This is a genomic window from Conexibacter sp. JCM 18997 (assembly GCF_055391915.1).
Genome location: NZ_AP043885.1, coordinates 3642605 through 3665609, shown reverse-complemented (window position 1 = coordinate 3665609; position 23005 = coordinate 3642605). Strand labels below are relative to the sequence as shown.

The window sequence follows — 23005 nt, the reverse complement described above, 5'->3', positions numbered from 1 at the left end:
CGGGTACGGCGGGCAACGAAGGAGAGCGAGCGGCACCGGCGACGCCACTCGCGGCGCGAAGTGGCACGTCCCCGCTCTCCACGACGACCGTTGTCGGCCTTGCGTCGCCATGCGACGCCAACCTGACAACGGTCCGGGCGGAGAGCGCGGACGTGCCAAGGCCCGTGGCGGTGGGCGGCGCGCGAACAGCCCCGCGCCTTCGCTGTCGTCGTTCGCCGCCGCGCGCGGTTGTCCGCTTCGACCCGGTGGGCGGGTCGGAGCGGACAACGGGCGGAGCGGGCGGACGGGTCGGGTCGCGGGCGGTGGGCGGCGCGCGAACGGCCCTCGCGCCTTCGCTGCCCGTCGTTCAGCCCGCCGCGGGCGCTCGCAGCTCGGCGGTGGCGAACTCGCGCATGCCGTCCTCCAACCCGACCTCGGCGCGGAAGCCGAGCACGGAACGTGCGCGCTCCACGGAGGCGAACACGTGCCGCACGTCGCCGCGGCGGAACTGGCCCGTGACGATCGGCTCGACGCGCCCCTCGCTCAACGCCGCGGCCATCTCGCCCACCGTCCGGGGCGTCCCAGAGGCGACGTTGAACGCGCCGGTCGCGGGCTCGTCGCGGGTCAGCGCGAGCACGTTGGCCCGGGCCACGTCGGCCACGTGGACGAAGTCGCGCCGCTGCGCGCCGTCCTCGAACACGCGCGGCGCCTCGCCGCGCTCCAGCGCCGAGCGGAAGATCGAGGCCACCCCGGCGTAGGGCGTGTCGCGGGGCATCCGCGGGCCGTACACGTTGTGGTAGCGCAGAGCGGTCGCGTCGATGCCGTCGAACTCGCGGGCGAACGAAGACAGCAGGTGCTCCTGGTGCAGCTTCGTCGCCGCGTAGACGTTGCGCGGGTCCAGCGGCGCGTCCTCGGGCACCGACTCCGGCGCCAGCGCTTCGCCGCACACCGGGCAGCGCGGCTCGAAGCGGCCGGCCTCCAGGTCGGCCAGCGCCCGCGGCGGCGGGGCCACGATGCCGTGCGTCGCGCACCGGTAGCGGCCCTCGCCGTAGACCACCATCGACGAGGCCAGCACGACCCGCCCGCGGAAGCCGGCCGCGGCCAACTGGCGCAGCAGCACCGCCGTGGCCAGGTCGTTGTGGGCCACGTAGTCGGCGATGTCGTCGACGTCCGCGCCGAGCCCGACCATCGCCGCCTGGTGGCAGACCGCGCTGACCCCACGCACGGCCGCGCGGGCGACGTCGGGATCGCGCAGGTCGCCCCACACGAGCTCGGCGCCGTCGGGGTGCCACGGCGGCGGCCCGTCGTGCGCGGTGGGCAGCAGCGCGTCGACCACGCGCACCGCATGGCCGGCGGCCAGCAGCTGGTCGGCGATGTGTGAGCCGATGAAGCCGGCGCCGCCGGTGATGAGGACTGGACCGGTCATGGAGTGGGCAACTGTAGGCCCCGATGATCCAGCAAGGGACCTGGCGCGAAGAAGCTCACATGCACACGGATGTGGTCCTGCCCGTGCTGGACGAGGCGCGAGCACTCCCGTGGGTCCTCGGCCGCATGCCCGACGGCTACCGGGCGATCGTCGCCGACAACGGCTCGACGGACGGCTCCGGCGAGGTCGCGCGAGCGCACGGCGCGACCGTCGTGCACGAGTCGCGCCGCGGGTTCGGCGCCGCCTGCTTCGCCGGGCTGAGCGCGGCCACCGCCGACGTCGTCTGCTTCATCGACGCCGACGGCTCGATGGACCCCGCCCAGCTGCCCCGCGTCGCGGACCCCGTGATCGCCGGCGAGGCCGACATGGTGCTCGGCGCGCGCCTGGCCGGCCGCGGCGCCTGGCCGCTGCACGCGCGCATCGCCAACCGCGTGCTCGTGCGCGAGCTGGCCCGGCGTGGCGGCCCCTCACTGTCCGACCTGGGCCCGATGCGCGCCGCCCGCCGCCAGGACCTGCTCGACCTGGGCATCGCCGACCGACGCTTCGGCTGGCCGCTGGAGATGGTCGTGCGGGCCGACCGCGCCGGATGGCGGATCGCCGAGGTCGGCACCGACTACCGCGAGCGCACCGGGCGCTCGAAGGTCACCGGCACGGTCCGCGGCACGCTGCGCACGGTCAAGGACATGGCCGCGGTGCTCGCGTGACCACGCTCGCCGTGATCGCCAAGGCGCCGATCCCCGGGCGCGTCAAGACGCGCCTGTGCCCGCCCTGCACGCCCGAGCAGGCCGCGGTGCTGGCCGAGGCCTCGCTGCGCGACACGCTGGCCGCGATGGCCGCCGTCGCCGGCCCGCGCCGGGCGATCGTGCTCGACGGCGACCCCGGCACCTGGATCACCGACGAGGTCGTCGTGCCCCAACGCGGCGACGGCCTGGACGAGCGGCTGGCCCACGCGTTCTCCGACCTGGGTCCCGCGCTGATCGTCGGCATGGACACCCCGCAGGTGACGCCAGGGCAACTGCGACGCGCGCTGACCGCGATGGATCACCATGGCGCCGTGCTCGGTCCCGCCACCGACGGTGGCTACTGGTGCATCGGGCTGACCGAGCCCGATCCACGACTGCTGAAGGGCGTGCCGATGAGCGTCACCCACACGCTGGCCGCGCAGCGCACCCGCCTGCGCGCGCACGGCGTGGCCTGGGGCGAGGTCGACGAGCTGCTCGACATCGACACGATCGAGGATGCCCGCGCGGTGGCCGAGCTGGCCCCCGACACGCGCTTCGCCCGCATGCTCCAGGTGACCAATGACGCTCGCTGAGCCCCAGGCGCTGTACCAGCGCGCGCTCAACGGCGGTCGACTGCGCGTGCGCCTGGACGGCGGCCCGTCGCTGCCGCTGGACGTCGAGCGCTGGCTGGGCCCGGTCACCGCCGCCGACGAGGACGTGCTCGACCGGGCCATCGGACCGGTGCTCGACGTGGGCTGCGGCCCCGGCCGTCACGTCGGCGCGCTGGCCGCCCGCGGCGTCCACGCGCTCGGCGTCGACGCCTCGCCCGACGCGGTCCGCCTGGCCCGCTGCCGCGGCGCGACCGCGCTGCACGGCTCCGTCTTCGACCACGTCCCCGCGGCCGGCTCCTGGGCCACCGCGCTGCTGCTCGACGGCAACGTCGGCATCGAGGGCGATCCGCAGCGGATGCTCGTGCGCATGCGCGAGCTGCTGGCGCCCAACGGCCGCGTGCTGGTCGAGACCGCCGCGCCCGGGAGCCCGACGCGCACCGTCGACCTGCGCCTGGAGGACGACGACGACCACACCGACCCGTTCCCGTGGGCGCTGGTCGGCCACGACGGGCTGCCCGCCGTCGCCCACGCCGCCGGCCTGCGCTGCGTCGATCGCTGGTCGCACTCCGGCCGCTGGTTCGCGGAGCTCTCATGAGCATCTGGGACCGGTTGCCCACGCCGCCCGGTCCGTTCCGCCCGACCTTCTGGCGCTCGCCGCTGCGCGGCCCGTGGATGACCACGATCATCGGGTCGATCCTGCTGGTCGGCGTGACGATCGTCGCCGTCACCGGCTTCCTGTCGCACGCCGCCTACATGCCCAACCTCGGGCGCAACGCGATCATCCCCGTGGGCAACGACCTGCCGCTGACCTTCAGCTGGCCGACCTCGCCCAGCTGGCTCTACGCGTTCACCCAGGGCTCGCACGTCAACGTCGGCCTGGTCGTCATCCCGCTGCTGCTGGTGAAGCTGTGGTCGGTCATCCCCAAGCTGTTCACCTGGCCGCCGGCCGCCAACCCGGCGCAGGCGATCGAGCGGCTGTCGATCGCCCTGCTCGTGGGCAGCGCGATCTTCGAGCTGGCCACGGGCGTCTGCAACATGCAGAACTACTACCCGTTCGGCTTCAACTTCGTGGTCGCGCACTACTACGGCGCGGTCATCTTCGTGGGCGCGCTGCTCACCCACGTGCTGATCAAGATCCCGGTCATGCGCCGCGCCTGGCGCGAGCGCAAGGGCCTGGCGCCGCTGCGCGAGGACCTGGCGCACTTCACGCCCGAGCCCTACGAGCCCGGCGGCCTGGCCCCGCAGGCGCCCGCCGCGCCGACGCTCACGCGCCGCGGCGTGCTGGCCATCGCGGGCGCCGGCTCGCTGACGCTGCTGCTCTCCAACGTCGGCGAGACGATCGGCGGGCCGCTGCGCAAGACCGCCCTGCTGGCGCCCCGGCGGGAGGACTTCCCGGTCAACAAGACGGCCCGCGCCGCGCGCATCAAGGTGGCCGACACGGGTCCCAGCTGGCGCCTGGAGCTGGTCAGCGACGGCCGCACCCAGCGGTTCAGCCGCAACGACCTGCTGGCCATGGAGCTGCAGACCGAGTCGCTGCCGATCGCCTGCGTGGAGGGCTGGACCACGACCCAGCACTGGGAGGGCGTCCCGCTGCCGGTGCTGGCGCAGCTGGCCGGCCGGCCCGACGCCGACACGGTGCTGGTCGAGTCGCTGCAGGCCAAGGGCGTGCTCCGCCAGGTCACCCTCAGCCACGGCCAGCTCTCCGACGACCGCGCGCTGCTGGCGCTGCGGGTCAACGGCGACGACCTGTCGCTCGACCACGGCTTCCCCGCGCGCATCATCGTGCCCGCGCTCCCGGGCGTGCACAACACGAAGTGGGTCTCGAGGATGACGTTCCAGTGAAGAAGCTGACCCGGGCCTACGGCGCCTCGCCGCTGCACCTGATGGCCCACGTGATCGTGTTCGCCGCGGCCGGCTGGGCCATCTCCCACCTGATCGACATCCGCAGCGCCTTCGACGTCCTCAAGTGGTTCATCGCCGCGCTGATCCTCCACGACCTCGTGCTGCTGCCCGCCTACTCGGCGCTGGATCGCCTCGACCAGAACGTGCGCCTGCGGGGCATCCCGCTGGTCAACCACATCCGCGTCCCGGCCATCCTCAGCGGCCTGACCTTCCTCGTCTTCTTCCCGCTGATCCTGGGCAAGAGCGACGGCAACCTGCACTACGTCAGCGGCATCACGCCCAGCGGCTACCTGGGCCGCTGGCTGGCGATGGTCGCCGCGTTCTGGCTGGTGTCAGCCGCCATCCTCGCCGTACGCCTCGTCCGCGCCGATCAGCTGCACCACCCCGGCCGACCGGCCAGTGACGCCGACGGTGCCTGAGGCCGAGTCGACGGCGACCGCGTCGGGCTGCTGGACGGTGGCCAGGCGCGCCACCTCCGGCGCCGTGCGGTCCGCGGTCAGGCCGACGAGCTCGTTGCGGGCGGTCAGCGTCACCCACACGCGCCGCCGGGCCGGGTCCAGCGCCAGCCCGTACGGGCTGCCGGGCAGGCTCACCCGCCGGGTCAGGGTCAGCTCAGGGTCCAGGTGGTAGATCAGCAGCGCCCCGCCCTGCGTGTCGGCCACGTAGATGCGGTTGCCGAAGGCGACGACGTGCGTGGGGCCGACGCCGGCCGGGACCGAGGCAACGCGCTCCAATGTGCGGGTGTCGTAGAGCTCGAGCAGGCGCTCGCGCACGGACACCACGGCCAGCAGGCGGCCTTCGTCGGCCGCGGCCAGGCCGCCCGGCTGGGTGGCCACCTTGAACGTGTCCACGACGTGATCGCCCTCCAGCACCGACACGGTGTTCGAGCGCTCGTTGCCCACGAACACGCGCCCGCTCGCGGCGGCCGAGTCGTGCGGGTGCTCGCCGACCGCCACGTCGACCGCGACGGCGCCGTCGGGCGCGTCGACCTCGAGCATGCGCCCGGCGCTCTCCGCGGGCACCAGATAGCGGTCGGTCGACCCGTCGAAGCCGAGATGGCGGGGCGCACCGGGCAGCGCGACGCGTTCGGTGACCGTGCCGCCGGCGGCGTCCAGCAGGGCCAGCTGGTCGGGATCGCGCAGCGCCACCGCGAACTGGGCCGCGCGCGGATCGGCGGCGATGCCCTCGGGCGCGGATCCGACGTCGACCACCCGGCCGACGGGCTCGCGCTGCAGCGGCGGGGCGGCGGCCGGCTCGGCGGCGGGCGGGAGGTCGTGGACCGTGGCCGAGCCACAGCCGGTGAGTGCCGCGGCGGCCAGGACGGCGGCGATGACGGCGCGGCGCACGGCCGTAGGGTGCCATAGCGTGGCGGTCGTGTCCCGTTCCGAGCGCCGCCTGCTGGCGATCGCCGCGGCCGTCGCGGTCGTCGTCATCGCGATCGGCGTCGGCGTGCGCGCGTTCGGGCATTCGATGGGCACCAAGACCTCGCCGTTCGTCATCACCTGGCTTCCGCGAGCGGACGCCTGGTGGATCATCGCCGCGGTCGCGGCGCTGGGCGCGCTCGTGGTGCTCGGGCCGGCGCTGCTGCGCGTGCGGCTGCCCGTGTACCTGCTCGGCCTGGTCGGGCTGACCGTCGCCGCGGGGCTGACCGTCAACGCCGCCCGTCAGGGCACCTACGGGTGGGATGCGGTCTTCGACCTCGGGCCGGGCGGCTCGTTCGAGGCCAAGAACGAGTACCTGCCCGCGCTGCCCGCGCTGTCCTACGGCGACCGCTTCTTCCTCGACCACTTCGCCGAGCTCGTGCCCGCGCTGCCGATCAACGCGGGCGGCCACCCGCCCGGGTTGCTGCTGTTCGTCCACTGGACCGGCCTGACCACGGCGCCGCGCTTCGCCGCCCTGTGCATCGTGGCCACGGTGGTCACCGCGCCGCTGACCTACGCGCTGGCCCGCGGCTGCGGCGTGTCCGACGAGCGCGCGCGGGTGGCCGGCCTGCTCGCCGCGGGGGCGCCGTCGCTGCTGCTGTTCGGGATGACCTCGGCCGACGCGGTGTTCGCGGCGTTGGGCACCGCGACCGCGGCGCTGCTCGTGCGCCGTTCGTGGTGGTCGCGGGGGGCGGGCACGCTCCTGCTCGCCGCGGGCGGCTTCAGCGCCTGGTCGCTGCTGGCCGTGGGCGCGTTCGCCGCGCTGGTCACCTGGCGGCGCGACGGCTGGCGCGCCGCGCTGGTGCTGGCGGTGGCCTGCGCGATCCCGTTCCTGGCCCTCAACGCGATCCTGGCCGCGACGACCGGGTACGACCCGATCGCCGTCTTCCACGCCACGTCGGATCTGTACGACCGCTCGCTGGCCCGCGTGCGCCCGTACGCCTACTGGTGGATCGGCTCGCCCGTCGCGTGGGCGGTGATGCTGGGCCTGCCCACCGCGGGCGCGTGGCTGATCGCCACCAAGCGGCGTGACACCGCCGCGATCGCCCTGGCCGTGGTGATCGTGATCGCCGCGCTGGCCGGCTTCACCAAGGCCGAGGTCGAGCGCATCTGGCTGTTCCTCGTGCCGCCCGCGTGTGTGGCCGCGGCCACCGTGCTGCCGCCCGGCCGGCTGCGCACCGCGCTGGGCGCGCTGGCCGTCCAGACGCTGGCCGTCGAGGTGCTGTTCCAGACGATCTGGTGAGGCCGCCTAGCGAAACCTGTGAGCGGCGGGGCGCCACGTAGGCATCCAAGAGGGGGGCCGGGCCGCATACCCACCACTTCCTCTTTCCGACCTACCGGGAGACACAGAATGAAGCTTCACCGGACCCTCACCGCGTTCGCGACCGTTGGCGTGCTCGCATTCGGCGCCGCCGCCTGCGGCAGCGACGACAGCAGCAGCTCCACCTCTGGCACCAGCGCTGCTGCTCTGCCCAAGCCGGTCGCCCAGATCGACAGTCTGCAGGGCAAGTCCACCGCCGTCGCCCTCGACGCTGGTTTCGTCGACGCGCTCGGCACCCTCAAGCTCACGCCGGCCCCCGTCGGCTCGGCCTCGATCTCGAAGGCCGGCGTCGCCGACTTCCCGATCACCGGCGGCAACGTCACGTACTACAAGCCCGGCAGCGTCAGCCCGTACGTCCAGGGCTCGATCGACCACAACGGCTCGGGCCTGAGCCTGACCAGCGCCGACGGCAAGAAGGTCGAACTGACGAACTTCGTCGTCGACCCCGGCACCTCGACGCTGACCGGCACCGTCACCGTCGACGGCAAGGTCGCCGCCGAGTCGGCCCCGCTGTTCTTCCTCGACGGCCGCACGCTCAAGCCGCTGGAGGCCAAGGACGACGGCACCGCCGTGCTCGAGGGCACGACCGTCAAGCTCAAGCAGGACGCCGCTGACCTGCTGAACACGACCTTCGGCACCGACGCGCTGAAGGGCGGCCTCGTCATCGGCGTGGCCAAGATCACGGTCGACACGCAGTCCGCGTAAGACCTCAGCACCACCTCGGGACCACGCGGCGCGCAGCTAGGCTGCGCGCCGCTCGTGGTTCCTGAACGCTTCGACATCACGCCGTGGAACATCGACCCGGCGCTGCGCTACGCGACCGTCATCGACCAGCTGCGAGACATCTGGCGCGATGACATCGCCATTGCCGAGATCGGCTCCGGCGCCGCCGGCATCACCGAGTTCCTCGACCACCCGGTCACCGGCGTCGACAGCGCCTTCGAGCGCACCGACGACAAGGCGAACCCGCGCCTGACCCAGGTCGTCGGCACCGCCACCGACCTGCCCTTCGCCGACGCCTCCTACGACGTCGTGCTGAGCCTCGAGATGATGGAGCACCTCCCCGACGACGAGGTGCGCGCCGCGGCTCTGACGGAGATGCTCCGGGTGACCAAGCCCGGCGGACGCCTGGTCGTCACCTTTCCCGCGGGCGCCACCGCGGCCCGGCTGGACGCCTGGCTGAACGCGGCCTACCGCCGCCGCCACGGCAAGGATCATCCGTGGGCCGTCGAGCACCTGCAGAACGGTCTCCCCGACGCGGAGGCGATCGCGCGCCTGGCCGCCTCCGTCGGCCCCCGCCGGGTGCGTCTGCGCCGGCACGCGTGGGCGCCCGCCTGGCAGCTGCAGCAGCTGCTGTTCAGCGTCGAGTGGGGCTACCCGTGGACGCGCGCGGTCGGCATCCACACGACGCCGACCGCACGACTGCTGTTCGCAGCGATGCGCGGGCTGAACCGCGGCGATTGCTACCGCGCGGTCCTGCTCGTCGACCGCTAGGCACTAGGCGCAGTTCGTTCCGCCGAACAGCTCCCGCATGATCGACTTGGGCATGCCGATGCCGCACTGCACCTGCGCGGTGCCCAGGTTCTTCAGCGACCACTTGCCGCCGGTCTTCTTCAACGCGCCGAAGGCGTCGTCGGCGTTCTTGGCGCTGACCTTGGCGATCGCCCAGCTGCCGTTCTTCGTCGAGATGCGGATGCCGGAGACCTTCGCCGTCTTGGCCGCCGGGGACCCGGAGTCCTTCAGCGAGTTCGTGATCGCCTCGGTGATCGCCAACTTCTCACTGGCGCTCGGTGCGCGCGAGGCCAGGGCCGGGGCGGCGATAGCCAGCACGGTGAGCAGCGCCAGCACGCCACAAAGTCGTCTCATGAGCGCGACCCTACCCTCCTCCGGATGCCTCGTGTCACCGCTGTCGTCCTGAACCTGGATGGCCGTGAGCTGCTGGAGCGGATGCTGCCCACGCTCGTGGACCAGGATGCGCGGCTGGTCGTCCTTGACGACGGGAGCACCGACGGGTCCGATGACTGGGTCGCCGAGGCCTATCCCTCGATCGAGGTGGTGCGCAACCCGGAGAACCTCGGCGTCGCGCGCTCGTTCAACCGCGCGGTCGAGCTGGCCGCGGGCAGCGACTACCTGGCGCTGCTGAACAACGACCTCGAGCTCGAGGACGGCTACCTGACCACGTTGGCCGCCGTGCTGGACGCCCATCCGGAGGCGGCGTCGGTGGCGGGCAAGATGCGCTCGGTCCGCGATCCCGCCAAGCTCGACGGCGCCGGCGACGCGTTCCTGTGGTCCAGCGCGGCCACGCGCCGCGGCTATGGCGAGACCGACACGGGCCAGTACGACGCGCCGGCCGAGGTGTTCAGCGCCTGCGGCGGCGCCGCCGTCTACCGGATGGCCGCGTTCGCCGACGTCGGCCTGTTCGACGGCGACTTCTTCGCCTACCTGGAGGACATCGACTGGGGCTTTCGCGCGCAGCTGCGGGGCTGGACCGCCCGCTACGAGCCCAGCGCGGTCGTGCACCACGTCGGGGGCGCGACCACCAGCCGCCGGGCCGGCTTCTTCGGGATGCTCCAGCGCCGCAACCAGCTGCTGCTGGTGATCAAGGACTACCCGACGCGTGCGCTCGTGTTGCACGCGCCGAAGATCGTCCTGCACCACGTTGGCTGGCTGGCGGCCAGCGCGCGCGATGGCGTGCTGCCCGACCACTTCCGCGCGCTGGGCCAGGTGGTGACGATGCTGCCCGCCACCCTGCGCAAGCGGCGGGCCATCCAGCGTGGCCGCCGCGTGCCGCTCGAGCGCCTGGACGCGGTCATGAGCCCCGAGCCGTACGCCGGCGACACGCTGGGCGAGCGCGCACGCTCGATGGCGGCCGCCGCCGCACCGCTGTTCCGCCGCCGCTAGGGGTCAGAGCAGCGCGTCCATCTGCCCGACGGCCTGGCGCAGACCCTCCTCCATGCCCATCGCCAGCACCTCCTCCATCTGCTCGCGGCTGGGGAACTGGTCCAGCAGCTCCATCCGCGTGCCGCCCTCGTGCTCGAACAGGCGCATCCGCAGCTGGCCGACCTTGTCGGTCAGCGGCGTGCCGTCGGCGTCGCCGAAGCCGTCCTGCATGGTCAGCTCACGCGGCGCATCGACCGTGCCGATCCGCCACCAGCCGTAGTACTTGTCGCCCTCGGGGCTGGTCATGAAGTAGGTGACCAGCGCCCCGGGCGTGAGGTCGTGCTCGACGAACGTGGCCGGGTGGGTCGGCGGGCCCCACCAGCGCTCGAGCTTGCGCGGATCGGCGAACAGCTGCCAGACCGCGTCGACCGGCGCGGCGAAGTCGGCGACGAGGGTGAGGGTCAGCGCCTCGGTGTCCTTGTCGATCGTGGTGACGGTCATCGGGGGTCTCCTTCGGTGGTGGGGATGTCCAGCAGGTCGGACATGCGGCTCACGCGCTCGCGCCAGGTGGCCTCGAGCGCGTCCAACGCCCGGCGGGCGCGGGCGACGGCGACGGGGTCGGTGCGGACGAGCTGCTCGCGGCCGTGACGGGCCTTGGTCACCAGGCCGGCGCGCTCGAGCACGGCGACGTGCTTCTGCACGGCGGCGAAGCTCATGTCGTAGCCGTCGGCCAGTCGTGACACCGACAGCTCGCCGCCGGCCGCGCGGCGCAGCAGGTCGCGCCGCGTCGCGTCGGCCAGGGCGTGGAACACCCGGTCGATCTCGGCTTCGGTCAGCTCAGCTACAACCATCTGGTTGTACGTTAGCACGCCGGGCTAGATTCGTCCACGCCATGTGCGGGATCGCCGCCATCGTCGGCGGCCCGCCGCCCGACACCCCCACGCTCGAAGCGATGGCCGCGCGCCTGGCCCATCGCGGCCCCGACGGCCAGGCCACCTGGCGCGACGACACCGCCGGCCTGGCCTTCGCCCGCCTGGCCATCATCGACCTGGCCGAGCGCTCGATGCAGCCGATGGCCTTGGGAGACCTGCACCTCGTCTTCAACGGCGAGATCTACGACTACCGCGAGCGGCGCGAGGAGCTGCGCGCGCTCGGGCACACGTTCGTCACCGAGGGCGACGCCGAGGTGCTGCTGCACGCCTGGGCGCAGTGGGGCGAGGGCGCGCTGAACCGCCTCAACGGGATGTTCGCTTTCGCGATCTGGGACGCCGCCACCCAGACGTTGACCGCCGCGGTCGATCCCTTCGGCGAGAAGCCGCTGCTCTACGGACGCGATCCCACCCACCCCGCGCGCCTGCTGCTGGCCTCCGACGTGCGCGCGCTGGTCGAAGCCGCGCCCGCGCTGGCCGCGCCCGACGAGCGCGCCCTGGCGCCCTACCTGGCGCTGGGCGCGATGCCCTACGGCGGCGACACCTTCTTCGCGGGCGTGCGCCGGCTGCCCGGCGCGCACCTGCTGCGCTTCCGCGACGGCCGCGTGGAGACCGCGCGCTACTGGACGCCCGGCCACGTCGACACGCCCCGCGCGATGGCGCCCGCGGCGGCGGCGCTGCGCGAGCTGCTGCTGGACGCGATCCGCCTGCGCCTGCGCGCGGACGTGCCCGTCGGCACCTCGCTGAGCGGCGGCGTCGACTCCTCCGGCGTGGTCGGGCTCAGCGCGCAGCTGGCCGGCGACCACCGCCGTCACGCGTTCACCGCCACGTTCCCCGGCTTCGAGCGCGACGAGTGGGCCTACGCCGCGCTGACCGCGCAGGCCGCGGGCGTCGTCGAGCACCACGCGGTCACGCCCACCGCGGCCGACCTGCTGCGCGACCTCGACGCGCTGGTGGGCGATCAGGAGGAGCCGGCGGCCAGCGCATCGGTCTACGCGCAGTGGCGCGTCTCGCAGGCTGCGCGCCAGGCCGGCGTGACGGTGATGCTCGACGGCCAAGGCGCCGACGAGCTGTTCGCCGGCTACCCGGCGCTGATCGGCTGGACGCTGCGCTCGCAGGGCGCGACCCTGCGCTCCCTGCGCGGGCCCGACCGCGACCGGGTCATCCGCGCGCTGGGCGCCGAGCGCCTGCCGGAGCCGCTGGCCCGGCGCCATCGCCGCGGGCTGGCCACGCCCTACGCGACCGTCGCGGTGGCCGACGCCGGGGCCGCGGCCACGCGCCCGCCCGACCTCGGCGGCGGGGACCCGCTGCGCCGCGAGCTGCTGCGCCAGGCCTTCGCCACGCGGCTGCCCGAGCTGCTGCGCTACGCCGACCGCGACTCGATGGCCCACGCCCGCGAGGTGCGCCTGCCCTTCCTCGATCGGCGCGTGGCCGAGTTCGCGCTGAGCGTCGATCCGGCCCTGCTGTACGCCGGGGGCGAGACGAAGGCGGTGCTGCGCGAGGCGCTGCGCGACGTCGTGCCCCCGGCCGTGCTGGAGCGCCGTGAGAAGGTCGGCTTCGAGCCGCCACAGGACCGCTGGCTGGCCGAGCCGGAGCTGTTCGCCTACGCCCGCGAGCGGCTGCTGGACCGCGCCGCGCGGACCGCTGGGCTCGTCGACCGCGCGGCGCTGGAGGCCGACGCCGCGGCCGGGCGCTGGCGCGATCCCGCCGGGCTGTGGCGCGCGCTCAACCTCGAGCTGTGGCTTGCGGGCGTCGAGCGATGACCCACGTCCTGCACATCCTCCCGCACCCCGGCGGCGGCGCCGAGACGCACATCGACCTGCTCGAGCGCCTGCCCGGCACCACGCACGAGCGCCTGGCCTTGTCGACCGGCCGCACGCCGATCCAGGGCGCGCTGTCGATCCCGCGCAACTGGCCGCGGATCCTGCGCGCCGCCCGCGCCGCCGATCTGGTCAACGTCCACGGCGACCTGCCGGCGATGCTGTCGGTGCCGATGCTGCGCGCGGGCCCGTCGCTGTGGACGACGCACGGGCTGCACTTCAGCCGCCGCTCGCACGACGCCCGCGGCGCGCTGGTCACCCGCTGGCTGGGCGCCGCCTGCGCCGCCGCCGACACGACGGTCTGCACGAGCGCCGCCGAGCGCGACGAGCTGCTGGCCCGGGTCCCCGCCGCGCGCGGCGCCCGGCTGGAGATCGTCCACAACGGGGTGGCCGCGCCCCCGCCGGTCGATCGCGACGCGGTGCGGGCCGAGCTCGGGCTGGCGCCCGACGCGGTCGCCGTGCTCTACCTGGGCCAGCTGGAGGCGCGCAAAGACCCGCTGCTGGCCGTGCGCGCGGCCGCGGGCCTCGACCACGTCGTGATGCTGGTCGCCGGGGACGGGCCCCAGCGCGACGAGCTCGGCGCGGCCGGCGCGCGCATGCTCGGCTTCCGGCGCGATCCGCAGCGGCTGCTGGCCGCGGCGGACATCCTGGTCATGCCCTCGCGCCACGAGGGCCTGTCGTTCGCGGTGCTGGAGGCGATGGCCGCGGGCGTGGCCTGCGTCGTCTCCGACGGGCCGGGGAACCCCGAGGCGGTGGCCGACGCGGGCCTCGTCTTCCCGGCCGGGGACCAGGCCGCGCTGCGCGCGGCGCTGACCGAGCTGGCCGCCGATCCCGCGCGACGGGCGCGGCTGGCGGCGGCGGCGCAGGCGCGCGCCGCCGCGGCGTTCTCGATCGACCGGTTCCTGGACCGGATGGCCGCCGTCTACGCCGGCGTGCTGGACGGCTCGGCCGCGGCGTCGGCCGCGGGCGCGCCGCCGTTGGACTGAGCCTGCGCGGCGGGCTTGGCCGCCTGGATCTTCTCGTACTCGCGCCGGCCCAGCTCCATCGCGCCGAACGCGCCGACCGTGCCCGCGACGGCGGTGAACACCGCGGCGGCGGGGCCGGACTCCTCCTCGGCGACGACCAGCAGCGCGGCGATCAGGAGCGCGTTGAGCTCCCACCCGCCGTCCTGGGCGAAGAAGCCCTTGTCCTTGTGGACCTTCCAGATCGCGGTGACCATCGTCGAGGTCAACGTCGTCGTGGCGATCGGCGTGGCCAGCCCGGAGGCCAGCAGCAGCCCGCCGCCGAACTCCGACGCGCCGGCCGCGGCGGCGTTGCGCTTGCCCGGGGCCATCTGCAGGTTGTTCTCGAAGAACTGGCCGGTGCCCTCGAGGCCGTGGCCGCCGAACCAGCCGAACAACTTCTGCGCGCCGTGGGCGGCGAACGCCGCGCCCACCCCGACGCGCAACAAGGTCTTGAAGCTCATCCCTCTCGTATCCCCCTACGGCGCCTGACCCAACCGCTTCCGGCGGGCGCGCTTGAGCGCCATCGGCGTGAAGTAGGAGACCGTCGGGGCGAGCAGGCCGGTGGCGCCGCGCAGCGTGTGGCGCCGCGACAGCGCGCGCAGGCGGATCTCGATCGCCTCGCGCGTCTGGGCCCGCTCGGCCCGGGCGGCGACGTTGGCGCTGCCCATCACGCGCGTGGCCAGCGGCGCATCGATCGTGACCAGGCGCCAGCGCTCGGCCAGCCGCAGCCACAGGTCGTACTCCATCGCGTAGCGGTAGCGCGGGTCGTAGCCGCCGGCGTCCAGCACCGCGTCGCGGCGGAACATGGCCGAGGTGTTGGGGATCGGGTTGAAGCGCATCAGCGCGTCGCCCACGTCCCCGGCGACGAACGAGGTGCGCGGGGCCAGCGGCGCGCCGGCCTCGTCGACCTCGTGCATGCGCACCCCGACGACCGCGACGCCGGGGTCGCCCTCCAGGACGGCCAGCTGGCGCTCCAGGCGCGTGGGATCGGAGTAGTCGTCGGCGTCCTGGACGGCGACGAACGGCGCCTGCGCCGCCGCCACGCCGGCGCTCAGCGAGCGCGCGATGCCGACGTTGCGGCCCATCGACAGCAGGCGCACGCGCGGGTCGGCCGCGGCCGCCGCGCGAGCCAGGTCGGCCGACGCGTCGCTGGAGCCGTCGTCGACGACGATCAGCTCGAGGTCGGCGACCGTCTGGGTCAGGATCGCGTCGATCGCCCGCGGCAGCGTCGCGGCGCTGTTGTAGGCCCCGATGAGGACCGTCGCCCTCACGGCCGGCGCGCGTAGATCTCCGCGACCTGCTCGACCGAGCGCGACAGCGCGACGCGTGGCGCGTTGCGCTGGAACCAGGAGGAGGTCGAGGTGCGCAGCGCCTTGCCCTGCTGGGCGATCTCCAGGATCGCCGCCGACAGGTCCTCGGGCGAGGTGGACGCGGCGACGATGCCGTTGATGCCGTCGTCGACAAGCTCGGTCGCGGCGTTGTCGGGGTCGGCGACGACGATGCTCGGGGTGCCCCAGGAGGCCGCCTCGACGACGACCATCCCGTAGCCCTCGCGCCGCGAGGGCAGCACCATGCACAGGGCGTGGGCCATCGTCGCGTCGATGCGCTCGCCGTCGACGAAGCCGGGCAGCTCGATCACGTCGCCCAGCCCGCGCTCGGCCACCAGCGCCTCGACCGCGGTGCGCTCGGGGCCGTCGCCGAAGATCACGCAGCGCAGCTCGGGCATCGACTCGCGGGCGCGCTCGATCGCCGGCACCAGGTCGGGCACGCGCTTCTCGGGGATGTGGCGCCCGGCGAACATCACCAGCGGGATCGAGTCGGTCAGCTCGCTGCGCTCGTGCGAGCCGGTGTACAGGCCGCTGAGCACGGTCACGGGATCGCGCATGCCCTCCTCGCGGCAGCGCTCGGCGGTCATCCGGGCAAAGCAGAACGCGCGCTGGCGGATCTTCAGGCACAGGCGCTGGACCAGCCACCCGACCCCGCCGAGCACGCGGCCCAGGTACTCGTTCCAGTAGCTGCGCGTCCACACCTCGTGCCAGTCGACGAACAGCGAGAAGCCGTGCACGCGGCGGCCCAGCGCCGCCGCGATCACGCTGAAGTACGGGAACGCGGCGGTGTGGACGATGTCGTAGTCGCGCCCGCGGCGCAGCAGGTGCATCAGGACGCCGAGGCCGAAGACGATCGGCGGGAGGATCTTGCGCCGCCCGCCCTCGGTGTAGAGCGCCATCTCGCCGGTGACCGCGACGACGCGCACGCCGGGCACGCCGGCGTCGGTGCCCTGCGGCCACTGGCGGCGCGTCAGGTAGGTCACCTCGTGGCCGGCCTCGGCCAGGCGCTCACCGAGGTTGCGGTACCAGCGCTCGGCCCCGCCGATGGTGTGCGGGTAGATGCAGTCGTAGACCAGGCAGATGCGCATGCCGCCCGCAGGCTATTCGCCGCTGGCCCGCGGGTCGTCGCGCAGCGAGCGCAGGACCGCGTACACCGCGAGGGCGGGCACGCCGAGGCCGACGATCACCAGGAGCAGCCCCAGCGTCACCCAGCCCAGCCAGCCCGGCTGGAACGTGGCGGCGCGGTCCAGCACGGTGTCGGCCTGCGACAGCGGCGAGCGCGGGCCGCCGGCCAGCACGCTCAGCGCGACGCGCGTGTCGATCGGCTCGCCGTCGAGCGTGGCCTGCGAGCGCGAGTTGATGCGGTCCTCGTCGGAGCCCGCCAGGATCGCCGCCTGGTCGGCCGAGGCGCTGCGGATGCAGACCGTGGCGATCACCGAGCGCGGCGGGGGCGGGATGCGCGTGTCGTAGATGCCGTCGGCGCCGCCGCCCGCCTGGCCGGTCTCGGGCGACAGGGCGGTCGCCTCCCAGCCGTCGCCCCGCACCGTGACGCGCAGGCGCGGGACGTCGGGTGTGGGCGAGCCGTTGAACACGCGGATGACGCGCGCGTCGGTGTCCAGCGCGACGTCGTCCTCGCACAGGACGCGGCCGGGCTCGATGGTGACCGGCGTCGCCGTCAGCTCCGGGGGCGGGGTGGCGACCGCGGTGATGTCGTCGCGGTCGTTGGTGGCCAGCTGGGCCAGCGCGTAGGCGCCGATGACGAACACCACCGCCATGCACAGCCAGGCCACGGTGCGCGGGCTACGCATTGAACCGCACCACCGTCATGGCGATCCCGGCCACGCTCAGCACGGCGCCGCTGGCCAGCACGGTCGCGCCCAGCGCCACGCCGAGCCGCCGGGGCAGCACCGCGACGACGAACGCGACGGCGGCGCCGAAGACGACGGCCACCGGGAGCAGGTACCGGCCGGCCATCAGCGTCGCGCCGGCCTCGCTGAGGTCCTGCCAGGCGGCCACGTGCAGCAGGCCCAGCGTGCAGAGCAGGAAGGCGGCCAGCACGCCCACCTGGGCCAGGCGGCTGCGGACCAGCGGCCAGCGCGCGACGATCGCGCCCAGCAGCACGAGCAGGCCGATGCTCTGGGCGATCCCCAGCGCGCGGTACACGGCCACCGGCTGGCGCACCTCCAGCGAGCCGAACGTGCCGCCCAGGAACTGCTCGACGAAGATCTGGCGGTAGCCGATGTCGCCGCCCGGGGCGGGCTTCATGTCGGTCAGCGGCGAGAGGTAGAACTGCCACACGTAGTCGAACAGCCCCGACGCGTCCGACAGGCCGCTGTCGCCGGACCCGGTCAGCTCGCCGCTCAGGCTCGTGCCCGACGCGTGCGCGTTGGAGTAGGCGATCGCCACCAGCAGCCCGGCGGCCATCAGCCCGAAGGCACCGGTCGCGGCCAGGGCGCGGGTGCGCGCGCGGACCGGTCCGCCGCGGCCGCGCCAGAGCAGCAGCGCGATGACGATCGCGATCGCCGGGATCAGCGCCAGCCCACGACCGTGGACGAGCACGCCGAGCAGGCCCAGGACGCCCAGGCCGAGGAGCACCTCCGCGCGTGGTCCGACGCGCAGCGCGACGAGGCTCAGCGCGATCGCCCCGGTGGACACCGCGGTCAGTGCGATGTCCGGGTTCACCACCCCGGACATGAACGTCAGCATCGGCAGCAGCGCGACCGCGCCGGTGCCGACGGTCTGCGCGAACGGCCGCCGGCGGAACAGCTCGCCCAGCGCGATCCACGCGGCGCCGATCGTCAGCCACAGGAAGGGCAGGTTGGCCAGGCGCATCAGCAGCAGCCGGGTCGGCAGCTGCCAGCCGGACCCGACGCGATAGGCGACGGCGTCGTAGACGTAGTAGGCGGGCGGGTTCTGGGCCAGCGCGTTGGGCCCCTGGCCGTCGCCGCGCTCGGCGTCGCGCTGCGCGCGCTCCCAGCCGCGCTGCTCGGCGGCGCTCCAGCCGGGCCGGGCGGTGTCGATCCCCAGGACCGCCTGCAGGTTGTGCCAGAAGATCAGCGCCTGCAGCTCGGCGGACTGGCTCCCGCCGGGGGTCTCGCCGGTGGTCGGTCCGTGGCCGGTCTCGGCCAGGTACTGCACGTACGCGACGTGGCCGGTCTCGTCCGGGCCTTGGAGCGCGGGCGTGAAGAGGATCCACCCCAGTGACAGCAGCGTCGCGGCCCCGAGCAATGCGGCGAGCGGGCGTGGAAACGGTCTGCGGCGTCCCGGCATCGACGGGCACGGAGGCTAGTGGGCCACCCGGTCCACTCGAACGCGCGATACGGGGCGCCGATCACCGTCATGCGGCGTCCTCGACCGCTCGAAATCCCAGGGGGATTCCTTCGGGTCTGCGTCCTTGCCTGACGGCGCCGGCATCCCCGTCTCCCGCATCCGAGCGGGCCGGATGACCCACTAGAGTGTCCGCGGTCAGGGCAAACAGCGCGACTATCCGCGCGGTCCCGCGTTGACCAATTTCGGATGAGCACCATCGAAAGCCCCGAGATGCGTCCTCCTGACGCAGTGGTCCAGACCCCGATCGTCTCGGTGGTCATTCCCTGCCTCAACGAGGCGGAGAACATCGAGGAGTGCGTGCGCCGCGCGCTCAACGCGATGGAGACGGCCGGGATCCCCGGTGAGGTCGTCGTGGCCGACAACGACTCCGAGGACGGTTCGCCGGAGCTGGCCGCCGCCGCCGGCGCGCGCGTCGTGCACGAGCCGCGCCGCGGCTACGGGTCGGCCTACCTGGCCGGGTTCGCCGCCGCCCGCGGCGAGTACATCGTCATGGGCGACGCCGACCTGACCTACGACTTCAACGAGATCCCGCACTTCGTCGAGGAGCTCGACAAGGGCGCGCAGCTGGTCATGGGCGACCGCATGGACAACATCCATCCGGGCGCGATGCCGTGGCTGCACCGCTATGTGGGCAACCCGATCCTCACGGGCATCCTCAACCTCTTCTTCCGCACCGGCGTGAGCGACGCGCACTGCGGCATGCGCGGCTTCCGCCGCGACATCCTGCCCACGCTGGACCTGCGCACGACCGGCATGGAGTTCGCGTCGGAGATGGTCATCCGGGCTTCGAAGGAGAAGCTCGTGATCACCGAGTTCCCGATCGAGTACCACCCGCGCGGCGGCGAGTCCAAGCTCTCCAGCTTCCGCGACGGCTGGCGCCATCTGCGCTTCCTGCTGGTGCACTCGCCGACGCACCTGTTCGTGATCCCGGGCCTGGTCATGCTGGCCATCGGCGCGATCGTCATGGCCATCGTGCTCTCCGAGGTCTCGATCTTCGGCCGCGTGTGGGGCATCCACGCCGAGCTGGCCGGCGCGATGCTGGTCATCGCCGGCGTCCAGGTCGTCTCGCTCGGCCTCGCCGCGCACGCCTACGGCGCCTACTTCATGGGCGAGAAGGACGCGTGGTTCGACCGCATGCGCGCCCGCTTCCGCCTCGAGCACGGCCTGATGCTCGGCGGCGCCGTCCTCGCGCTCGGGCTCGTGCTCTGCCTGATCATCTTCATCGCCTGGGCCCACCGCGGCTTCGCGGACCTGGGCAACGGCGCCACCGCGGTGGTGGCCACCGTGCTGGTCATCCTCGGCCTGCAGGTCGTCTTCTCGTCGTTCCTGCTGTCGATCCTCGGTCTGCGCCGGACCGACCGCTGAAGGCGTCGCCGGTGGACGCCGAGCGCGCCCGCCGTGAGCGGGAGGCCTACGACGAGGGTCAGGTCATGGAGGTCTCCTACGCCTGGCACATGCGGGTGGCCCACGTGCTCGAGGGACCGAACACGATGTACCACGAGCAGCGCTGGCAGGACCTGCTGCGCCGGCACGCCGCCGGTGGCCGCGTGCTCGACGTCGGCTGCGCCGAGGGCCTCAGCTCGCTGGAGCTGCTGGACTGCGGGCCGGCCTACGTGCGCGGGATCGACAACTCGACCCGGTTCATCGAGTCGGCCCGCCGTCACGAGGTGCCCGGCGAGGTCGAGTTCGTCGTCGGCGACGTGACGCTGCCCATCGAAGGCCGCTACGACCTGATCTTCGGTCGCTCGATCCTGCACCACATCGACTGGCGCCCGTTCCTGGAGCGCGCCTACACGGACAACCTCAACCCGGGCGGCGCGCTGGCCTTCATGGAGCCGGTCGGCTCCAACCTGCTCAGCAAGGGCTTCCACGCGCTGGTGCGCGAGGCGCACACGCCGGACGAGCGGCCGTTCATGCTCGACGACCAGCGCTGGCTGCGCGACACGTTCCCGGATCTGACGCTGATCCCCATCAACTACGTGTCGTTCCCGGTGGGGATCGCCTCGTCGTTCGTCTACGGGGATCCCGACAACGCGCTGATGCGCGGCGCCGATCGCGTCGACCGCTGGTTGGAGCGCCGCCTGCCGCCGCGCGCGGCGACCGCGCAGGCGCGCCAGCTGATCGCCTACGTGCGCAAGCCCTGATCGTCCTCGTCGGGATCGGGGGCGGCGATGCCGCGCCAGATCGCGTAGAGGACGGCGACGGGCGCGCCGACGATCACCAGCACGAACAGGATGGCCAGGGAGACCTGGCCGACGATCGGCGGCTTGAACGCGCTGATGCGGTCGAGGATCTCGCCCGGGCGGTCGGCCACCGAGCTGTCGGTGCCCTCGGTCAGCAGCAGCGACATCTTGGCCGGGATCACCACGTCGTCGACCGAGGTGGCCGAGCGGTTCTGGATGCGGCCTTCGGTCGTGCCCTGCAGCTGCGTGGGCTTCGTGCCCTCGTTGGTCACGCAGACGGTGCCGATCGCGTCGCGCGCGGGCGGCTCGATCGCCGCCGACAGCGGCTCCAGGCCGCGGTAGCCGCCGGTGATCTGCGAGGTGGACACGTAGCCGGGCGCGCTGGCCACGACCTTCAGCGGCGGGCCGGTGCCCTCGAACTTCGCGCTCAGCACCACGGCCACCCGCGTGTCGGTGGCCAGCGCGACGAAGTTCTCACAGGCCTTGGCGCCGGGCTTGAGCACGATCGGCGTGATCGTCGAGAACGCGGGCGGGGTCGGCGTCGAGGTGGTGTCGGCGTGGTCGCGCGTCAGCCACGGGATGCCCCAGGCGACGGCGGCCAGCACCATCAGCAGCGCCGACAGCGCGGGCAGGATCCAGCGCCGGCCGGTCACGTGTAGAAGCGCGTCACGGTCAGCGCCAGGCCGGTGAAGGACAGGATCGTGAAGACGGTCAGCACGAGGGTGCCCAGCAGCGCACCCGCCCGGGGCGGGATCGAGCGGCACACGAAGCCGATGGCCAGGCCCATCGCGGTGATCAGCGGCAGCAGGTAGCGGCCGACCAGCAGCGGGTCGTACGGCGGGCCCTGCAGGTCGCGGTAGGCCGACACGTGCAGCACGACGAGCATGCAGCCGATCAGCGCCGCGACCACCGCCACCTGCGCCCAGCGCTCCGCCACGACCTCCCAGCGGCGCACCACGCACAGCACCAGCAGCAGGATGCCGATCCCGGCGGCCAACTGCAGGGCGTCGTAGACCCACAGCGGGTAGGTGATCTCCAGCGACCCGAAGGTGCCGCCCAGCCCCTCCACGTAGACCTGCCGGTAGCCGTAGGGCGGCCCTTGGGCGGTCATCGTGCGCAGCGGCGGCAGGTAGAACTGCCACAGGTAGGACAGGAAGCCCTTGATCGAGCCGGCGCCGGTCGTGGAGCCGACCTCGCCACCGATCGACGCGCCGCCGCCGTGGGCGCCCGAGTAGGCCACCGCGCCGCCGACGCCGATCACCAGCAGGCCGATCGCGCCCGCGCCCCAGGCCACCGCCCGGCGGGTCAGCGGCCGCCATTTCCACAGCACGATGGCCAGCACGAGCACCAGCGCGGGGATCGCGGCCAGGCCGCGCCCGTGCGACAGCGCCGACAGCGCCGCGGTCAGGCCCAGGCCGAGCACGACCTTCGGCGTCGGCCCGGTGCGCACGGCCAGCAGCGACAGGTAGAACAGCGCCGCCCACACCGTCGACAGCAGGATGTCCGGGTTGATCACCCCCGACATGAACGCCAGCTGGGGCAGCAGCCCGACGCTGCCCGCGACGATCGTCTGCAGGCGCCGGCGGCGACCGAACACCTCGCCGGCCGACAGCCAGGCGAAGACGACGATCAGCAGGTACAGCGGCACGTTGGCCAGGCGCATGAACAGAAGCCGCGTGGGCAGCTCGGTCCACCGCGTGAGCCAGTAGGGGACGGTCTCGTAGGCGTAGTACAGCGGCGGGTTCTGGCCGACCGGGTTGGGGCCCGTGCCGTCGGAGCGGAAGTTGTCGGGCGGGTTGCGCAGGAAGCGGTCGTAGCCCTGTTCCTCGGCCGGGTTCCAGCCCGGGCGGGCGCTGACCACCCCGATCAGGGCCAGCAGGTTCTCCCACGCGTGCAGCTGCTGCTGCTCGGTCGACCAGCTCCCGCCGGTCGTCGGTCCGAAGCTCGGGCCGCTACCCGTCTCGGCCAGGTTCTGGACGTAGCCGACGTGGTTGTGCTCGTCGGGGCCCTGCAGCGGGGCCATCGTCACCGCCCAGGCGACCGACAGCAGCGTGCAGGCGATCAGCAGGCCCAGCAGCGGTCGCGGGATCGCCGGCCAGCGCGTGCGGGCGCGGGCGGGCGCGGAGGTCACGGCGACGGCCAAGGGCAG

Annotated in this window: 25 protein-coding genes; 13 read left to right on the top strand and 12 right to left on the bottom strand. The window is 73.6% G+C overall.

Going from position 1 to position 23005, the window contains the following annotated elements:
* Nucleotides 1-346 precede the first annotated feature (346 nt).
* Complete coding sequence (locus tag ACZ5UI_RS18495; protein WP_464189621.1) at nucleotides 347-1405, bottom strand: NAD-dependent epimerase/dehydratase family protein; 1059 nt, start codon at nucleotides 1403-1405, stop codon at nucleotides 347-349.
* 59 nt (nucleotides 1406-1464) lie between these two features.
* Here ACZ5UI_RS18495 and ACZ5UI_RS18490 point away from each other — a divergent pair, with 59 nt between their 5' ends.
* The 5 genes from ACZ5UI_RS18490 to ACZ5UI_RS18470 are packed head-to-tail and all read left to right on the top strand — an operon-like array spanning nucleotide 1465 to nucleotide 5059.
* The gene (locus ACZ5UI_RS18490) at nucleotides 1465-2109 is read left to right on the top strand and encodes a glycosyltransferase family 2 protein (protein WP_464189619.1); all 645 of its coding nucleotides are present in this window, start codon (nucleotides 1465-1467) and stop codon (nucleotides 2107-2109) included.
* Nucleotides 2106-2720, top strand: coding sequence for a TIGR04282 family arsenosugar biosynthesis glycosyltransferase (locus ACZ5UI_RS18485; RefSeq protein ID WP_464189617.1), 615 nt, complete (start codon nucleotides 2106-2108; stop codon nucleotides 2718-2720). Before ACZ5UI_RS18490 ends, ACZ5UI_RS18485 begins: the two co-directional genes overlap by 4 nt.
* Nucleotides 2707-3333 carry a class I SAM-dependent methyltransferase gene (locus tag ACZ5UI_RS18480; protein ID WP_464189615.1) on the top strand — a complete coding sequence of 209 codons (627 nt, stop codon included), beginning with the start codon at nucleotides 2707-2709 and terminating at the stop codon, nucleotides 3331-3333. Before ACZ5UI_RS18485 ends, ACZ5UI_RS18480 begins: the two co-directional genes overlap by 14 nt.
* Nucleotides 3330-4580, top strand: a complete 1251-nt coding sequence (locus tag ACZ5UI_RS18475; protein ID WP_464189613.1) for a molybdopterin-dependent oxidoreductase — start codon at nucleotides 3330-3332, stop codon at nucleotides 4578-4580. Before ACZ5UI_RS18480 ends, ACZ5UI_RS18475 begins: the two co-directional genes overlap by 4 nt.
* Nucleotides 4577-5059, top strand: a complete 483-nt coding sequence (locus tag ACZ5UI_RS18470) for a hypothetical protein (protein ID WP_464189611.1) — start codon at nucleotides 4577-4579, stop codon at nucleotides 5057-5059. The genes ACZ5UI_RS18475 and ACZ5UI_RS18470 overlap by 4 nt, the downstream gene beginning before the upstream one ends.
* Here the strand turns inward: ACZ5UI_RS18470 and ACZ5UI_RS18465 are convergent.
* A complete protein-coding gene (locus ACZ5UI_RS18465) occupies nucleotides 4973-5986 on the bottom strand; it encodes a YncE family protein (protein ID WP_464189609.1) in 1014 nt (337 codons plus the stop codon). The two genes, ACZ5UI_RS18470 and ACZ5UI_RS18465, sit on opposite strands and share 87 nt — an antisense overlap.
* Nucleotides 5987-6014: 28 nt before the next feature.
* Here ACZ5UI_RS18465 and ACZ5UI_RS18460 point away from each other — a divergent pair, with 28 nt between their 5' ends.
* The 3 genes from ACZ5UI_RS18460 to ACZ5UI_RS18450 all read left to right on the top strand — a co-directional run bounded on the left by ACZ5UI_RS18460 (nucleotide 6015) and on the right by ACZ5UI_RS18450 (nucleotide 8876).
* Nucleotides 6015-7304, top strand: a complete 1290-nt coding sequence (locus ACZ5UI_RS18460) for a hypothetical protein (protein ID WP_464189606.1) — start codon at nucleotides 6015-6017, stop codon at nucleotides 7302-7304.
* A 108-nt stretch (nucleotides 7305-7412) separates the two neighbouring features.
* Nucleotides 7413-8087 (top strand): hypothetical protein, encoded by a 675-nt coding sequence (locus ACZ5UI_RS18455; protein WP_464189604.1) that lies wholly within the window; start codon nucleotides 7413-7415, stop codon nucleotides 8085-8087.
* A gap of 54 nt (nucleotides 8088-8141) precedes the next feature.
* Nucleotides 8142-8876, top strand: a complete 735-nt coding sequence (locus ACZ5UI_RS18450) for a class I SAM-dependent methyltransferase (RefSeq protein WP_464189602.1) — start codon at nucleotides 8142-8144, stop codon at nucleotides 8874-8876.
* A 3-nt stretch (nucleotides 8877-8879) separates the two neighbouring features.
* Here the strand turns inward: ACZ5UI_RS18450 and ACZ5UI_RS18445 are convergent, their stop codons facing one another.
* Complete coding sequence (locus ACZ5UI_RS18445) at nucleotides 8880-9248, bottom strand: hypothetical protein (protein WP_464189600.1); 369 nt, start codon at nucleotides 9246-9248, stop codon at nucleotides 8880-8882.
* A 24-nt stretch (nucleotides 9249-9272) separates the two neighbouring features.
* Between ACZ5UI_RS18445 and ACZ5UI_RS18440 the strand changes: the two genes are divergently transcribed.
* On the top strand, nucleotides 9273-10283 hold the full coding sequence (locus tag ACZ5UI_RS18440; protein ID WP_464189598.1) for a glycosyltransferase family 2 protein: 1011 nt from the start codon (nucleotides 9273-9275) through the stop codon (nucleotides 10281-10283).
* A 3-nt stretch (nucleotides 10284-10286) separates the two neighbouring features.
* Here ACZ5UI_RS18440 and ACZ5UI_RS18435 read toward each other — a convergent pair whose 3' ends face one another.
* Both ACZ5UI_RS18435 and ACZ5UI_RS18430 read right to left on the bottom strand, forming a co-directional pair.
* A complete protein-coding gene (locus tag ACZ5UI_RS18435; protein WP_464189596.1) occupies nucleotides 10287-10763 on the bottom strand; it encodes an SRPBCC family protein in 477 nt (158 codons plus the stop codon).
* Nucleotides 10760-11113 (bottom strand): ArsR/SmtB family transcription factor, encoded by a 354-nt coding sequence (locus ACZ5UI_RS18430; protein ID WP_464189594.1) that lies wholly within the window; start codon nucleotides 11111-11113, stop codon nucleotides 10760-10762. Before ACZ5UI_RS18430 ends, ACZ5UI_RS18435 begins: the two co-directional genes overlap by 4 nt.
* 41 nt (nucleotides 11114-11154) lie before the next feature.
* On the opposite strand from ACZ5UI_RS18430, the gene asnB reads away from it, so the two are divergent.
* Both asnB and ACZ5UI_RS18420 read left to right on the top strand, forming a co-directional pair.
* Nucleotides 11155-12954, top strand: a complete 1800-nt coding sequence (gene asnB, locus ACZ5UI_RS18425; protein WP_464189592.1) for an asparagine synthase (glutamine-hydrolyzing) — start codon at nucleotides 11155-11157, stop codon at nucleotides 12952-12954.
* On the top strand, nucleotides 12951-13997 hold the full coding sequence (locus ACZ5UI_RS18420) for a glycosyltransferase family 4 protein (protein ID WP_464189590.1): 1047 nt from the start codon (nucleotides 12951-12953) through the stop codon (nucleotides 13995-13997). Before asnB ends, ACZ5UI_RS18420 begins: the two co-directional genes overlap by 4 nt.
* Here the strand turns inward: ACZ5UI_RS18420 and ACZ5UI_RS18415 are convergent.
* Genes ACZ5UI_RS18415 through ACZ5UI_RS18395 form a run of 5 tightly spaced genes read right to left on the bottom strand, consistent with a single transcriptional unit; the run spans nucleotide 13934 to nucleotide 18571 of the window.
* Nucleotides 13934-14476 (bottom strand): DoxX family protein, encoded by a 543-nt coding sequence (locus ACZ5UI_RS18415; RefSeq protein WP_464189588.1) that lies wholly within the window; start codon nucleotides 14474-14476, stop codon nucleotides 13934-13936. The two genes, ACZ5UI_RS18420 and ACZ5UI_RS18415, sit on opposite strands and share 64 nt — an antisense overlap.
* A gap of 15 nt (nucleotides 14477-14491) precedes the next feature.
* Nucleotides 14492-15286, bottom strand: a complete 795-nt coding sequence (locus ACZ5UI_RS18410) for a glycosyltransferase family 2 protein (protein WP_464189585.1) — start codon at nucleotides 15284-15286, stop codon at nucleotides 14492-14494.
* Complete coding sequence (locus tag ACZ5UI_RS18405) at nucleotides 15283-16431, bottom strand: glycosyltransferase family 4 protein (protein ID WP_464189583.1); 1149 nt, start codon at nucleotides 16429-16431, stop codon at nucleotides 15283-15285. Before ACZ5UI_RS18405 ends, ACZ5UI_RS18410 begins: the two co-directional genes overlap by 4 nt.
* Nucleotides 16432-16443: 12 nt before the next feature.
* Complete coding sequence (locus ACZ5UI_RS18400; RefSeq protein ID WP_464189581.1) at nucleotides 16444-17151, bottom strand: hypothetical protein; 708 nt, start codon at nucleotides 17149-17151, stop codon at nucleotides 16444-16446.
* Complete coding sequence (locus ACZ5UI_RS18395; protein ID WP_464189579.1) at nucleotides 17144-18571, bottom strand: DUF2142 domain-containing protein; 1428 nt, start codon at nucleotides 18569-18571, stop codon at nucleotides 17144-17146. Before ACZ5UI_RS18395 ends, ACZ5UI_RS18400 begins: the two co-directional genes overlap by 8 nt.
* Before the next feature lie 288 nt (nucleotides 18572-18859).
* On the opposite strand from ACZ5UI_RS18395, the gene ACZ5UI_RS18390 reads away from it, so the two are divergent.
* Both ACZ5UI_RS18390 and ACZ5UI_RS18385 read left to right on the top strand, forming a co-directional pair.
* Nucleotides 18860-20038: a glycosyltransferase family 2 protein gene (locus ACZ5UI_RS18390; protein WP_464189577.1), complete on the top strand. Its 1179-nt coding sequence runs from the start codon at nucleotides 18860-18862 to the stop codon at nucleotides 20036-20038.
* Between the two features lie 11 nt (nucleotides 20039-20049).
* Nucleotides 20050-20817 carry a class I SAM-dependent methyltransferase gene (locus tag ACZ5UI_RS18385; RefSeq protein WP_464189575.1) on the top strand — a complete coding sequence of 256 codons (768 nt, stop codon included), beginning with the start codon at nucleotides 20050-20052 and terminating at the stop codon, nucleotides 20815-20817.
* On the opposite strand, the gene ACZ5UI_RS18380 is transcribed toward ACZ5UI_RS18385, so the two are convergent.
* Nucleotides 20799-21509 (bottom strand): hypothetical protein, encoded by a 711-nt coding sequence (locus ACZ5UI_RS18380; RefSeq protein WP_464189573.1) that lies wholly within the window; start codon nucleotides 21507-21509, stop codon nucleotides 20799-20801. The genes ACZ5UI_RS18385 and ACZ5UI_RS18380 overlap by 19 nt on opposite strands.
* Nucleotides 21506-22987, bottom strand: coding sequence for a glycosyltransferase family protein (locus tag ACZ5UI_RS18375; RefSeq protein ID WP_464189571.1), 1482 nt, complete (start codon nucleotides 22985-22987; stop codon nucleotides 21506-21508). The genes ACZ5UI_RS18380 and ACZ5UI_RS18375 overlap by 4 nt, the downstream gene beginning before the upstream one ends.
* Between the last annotated feature and the right edge of the window lie 18 nt (nucleotides 22988-23005).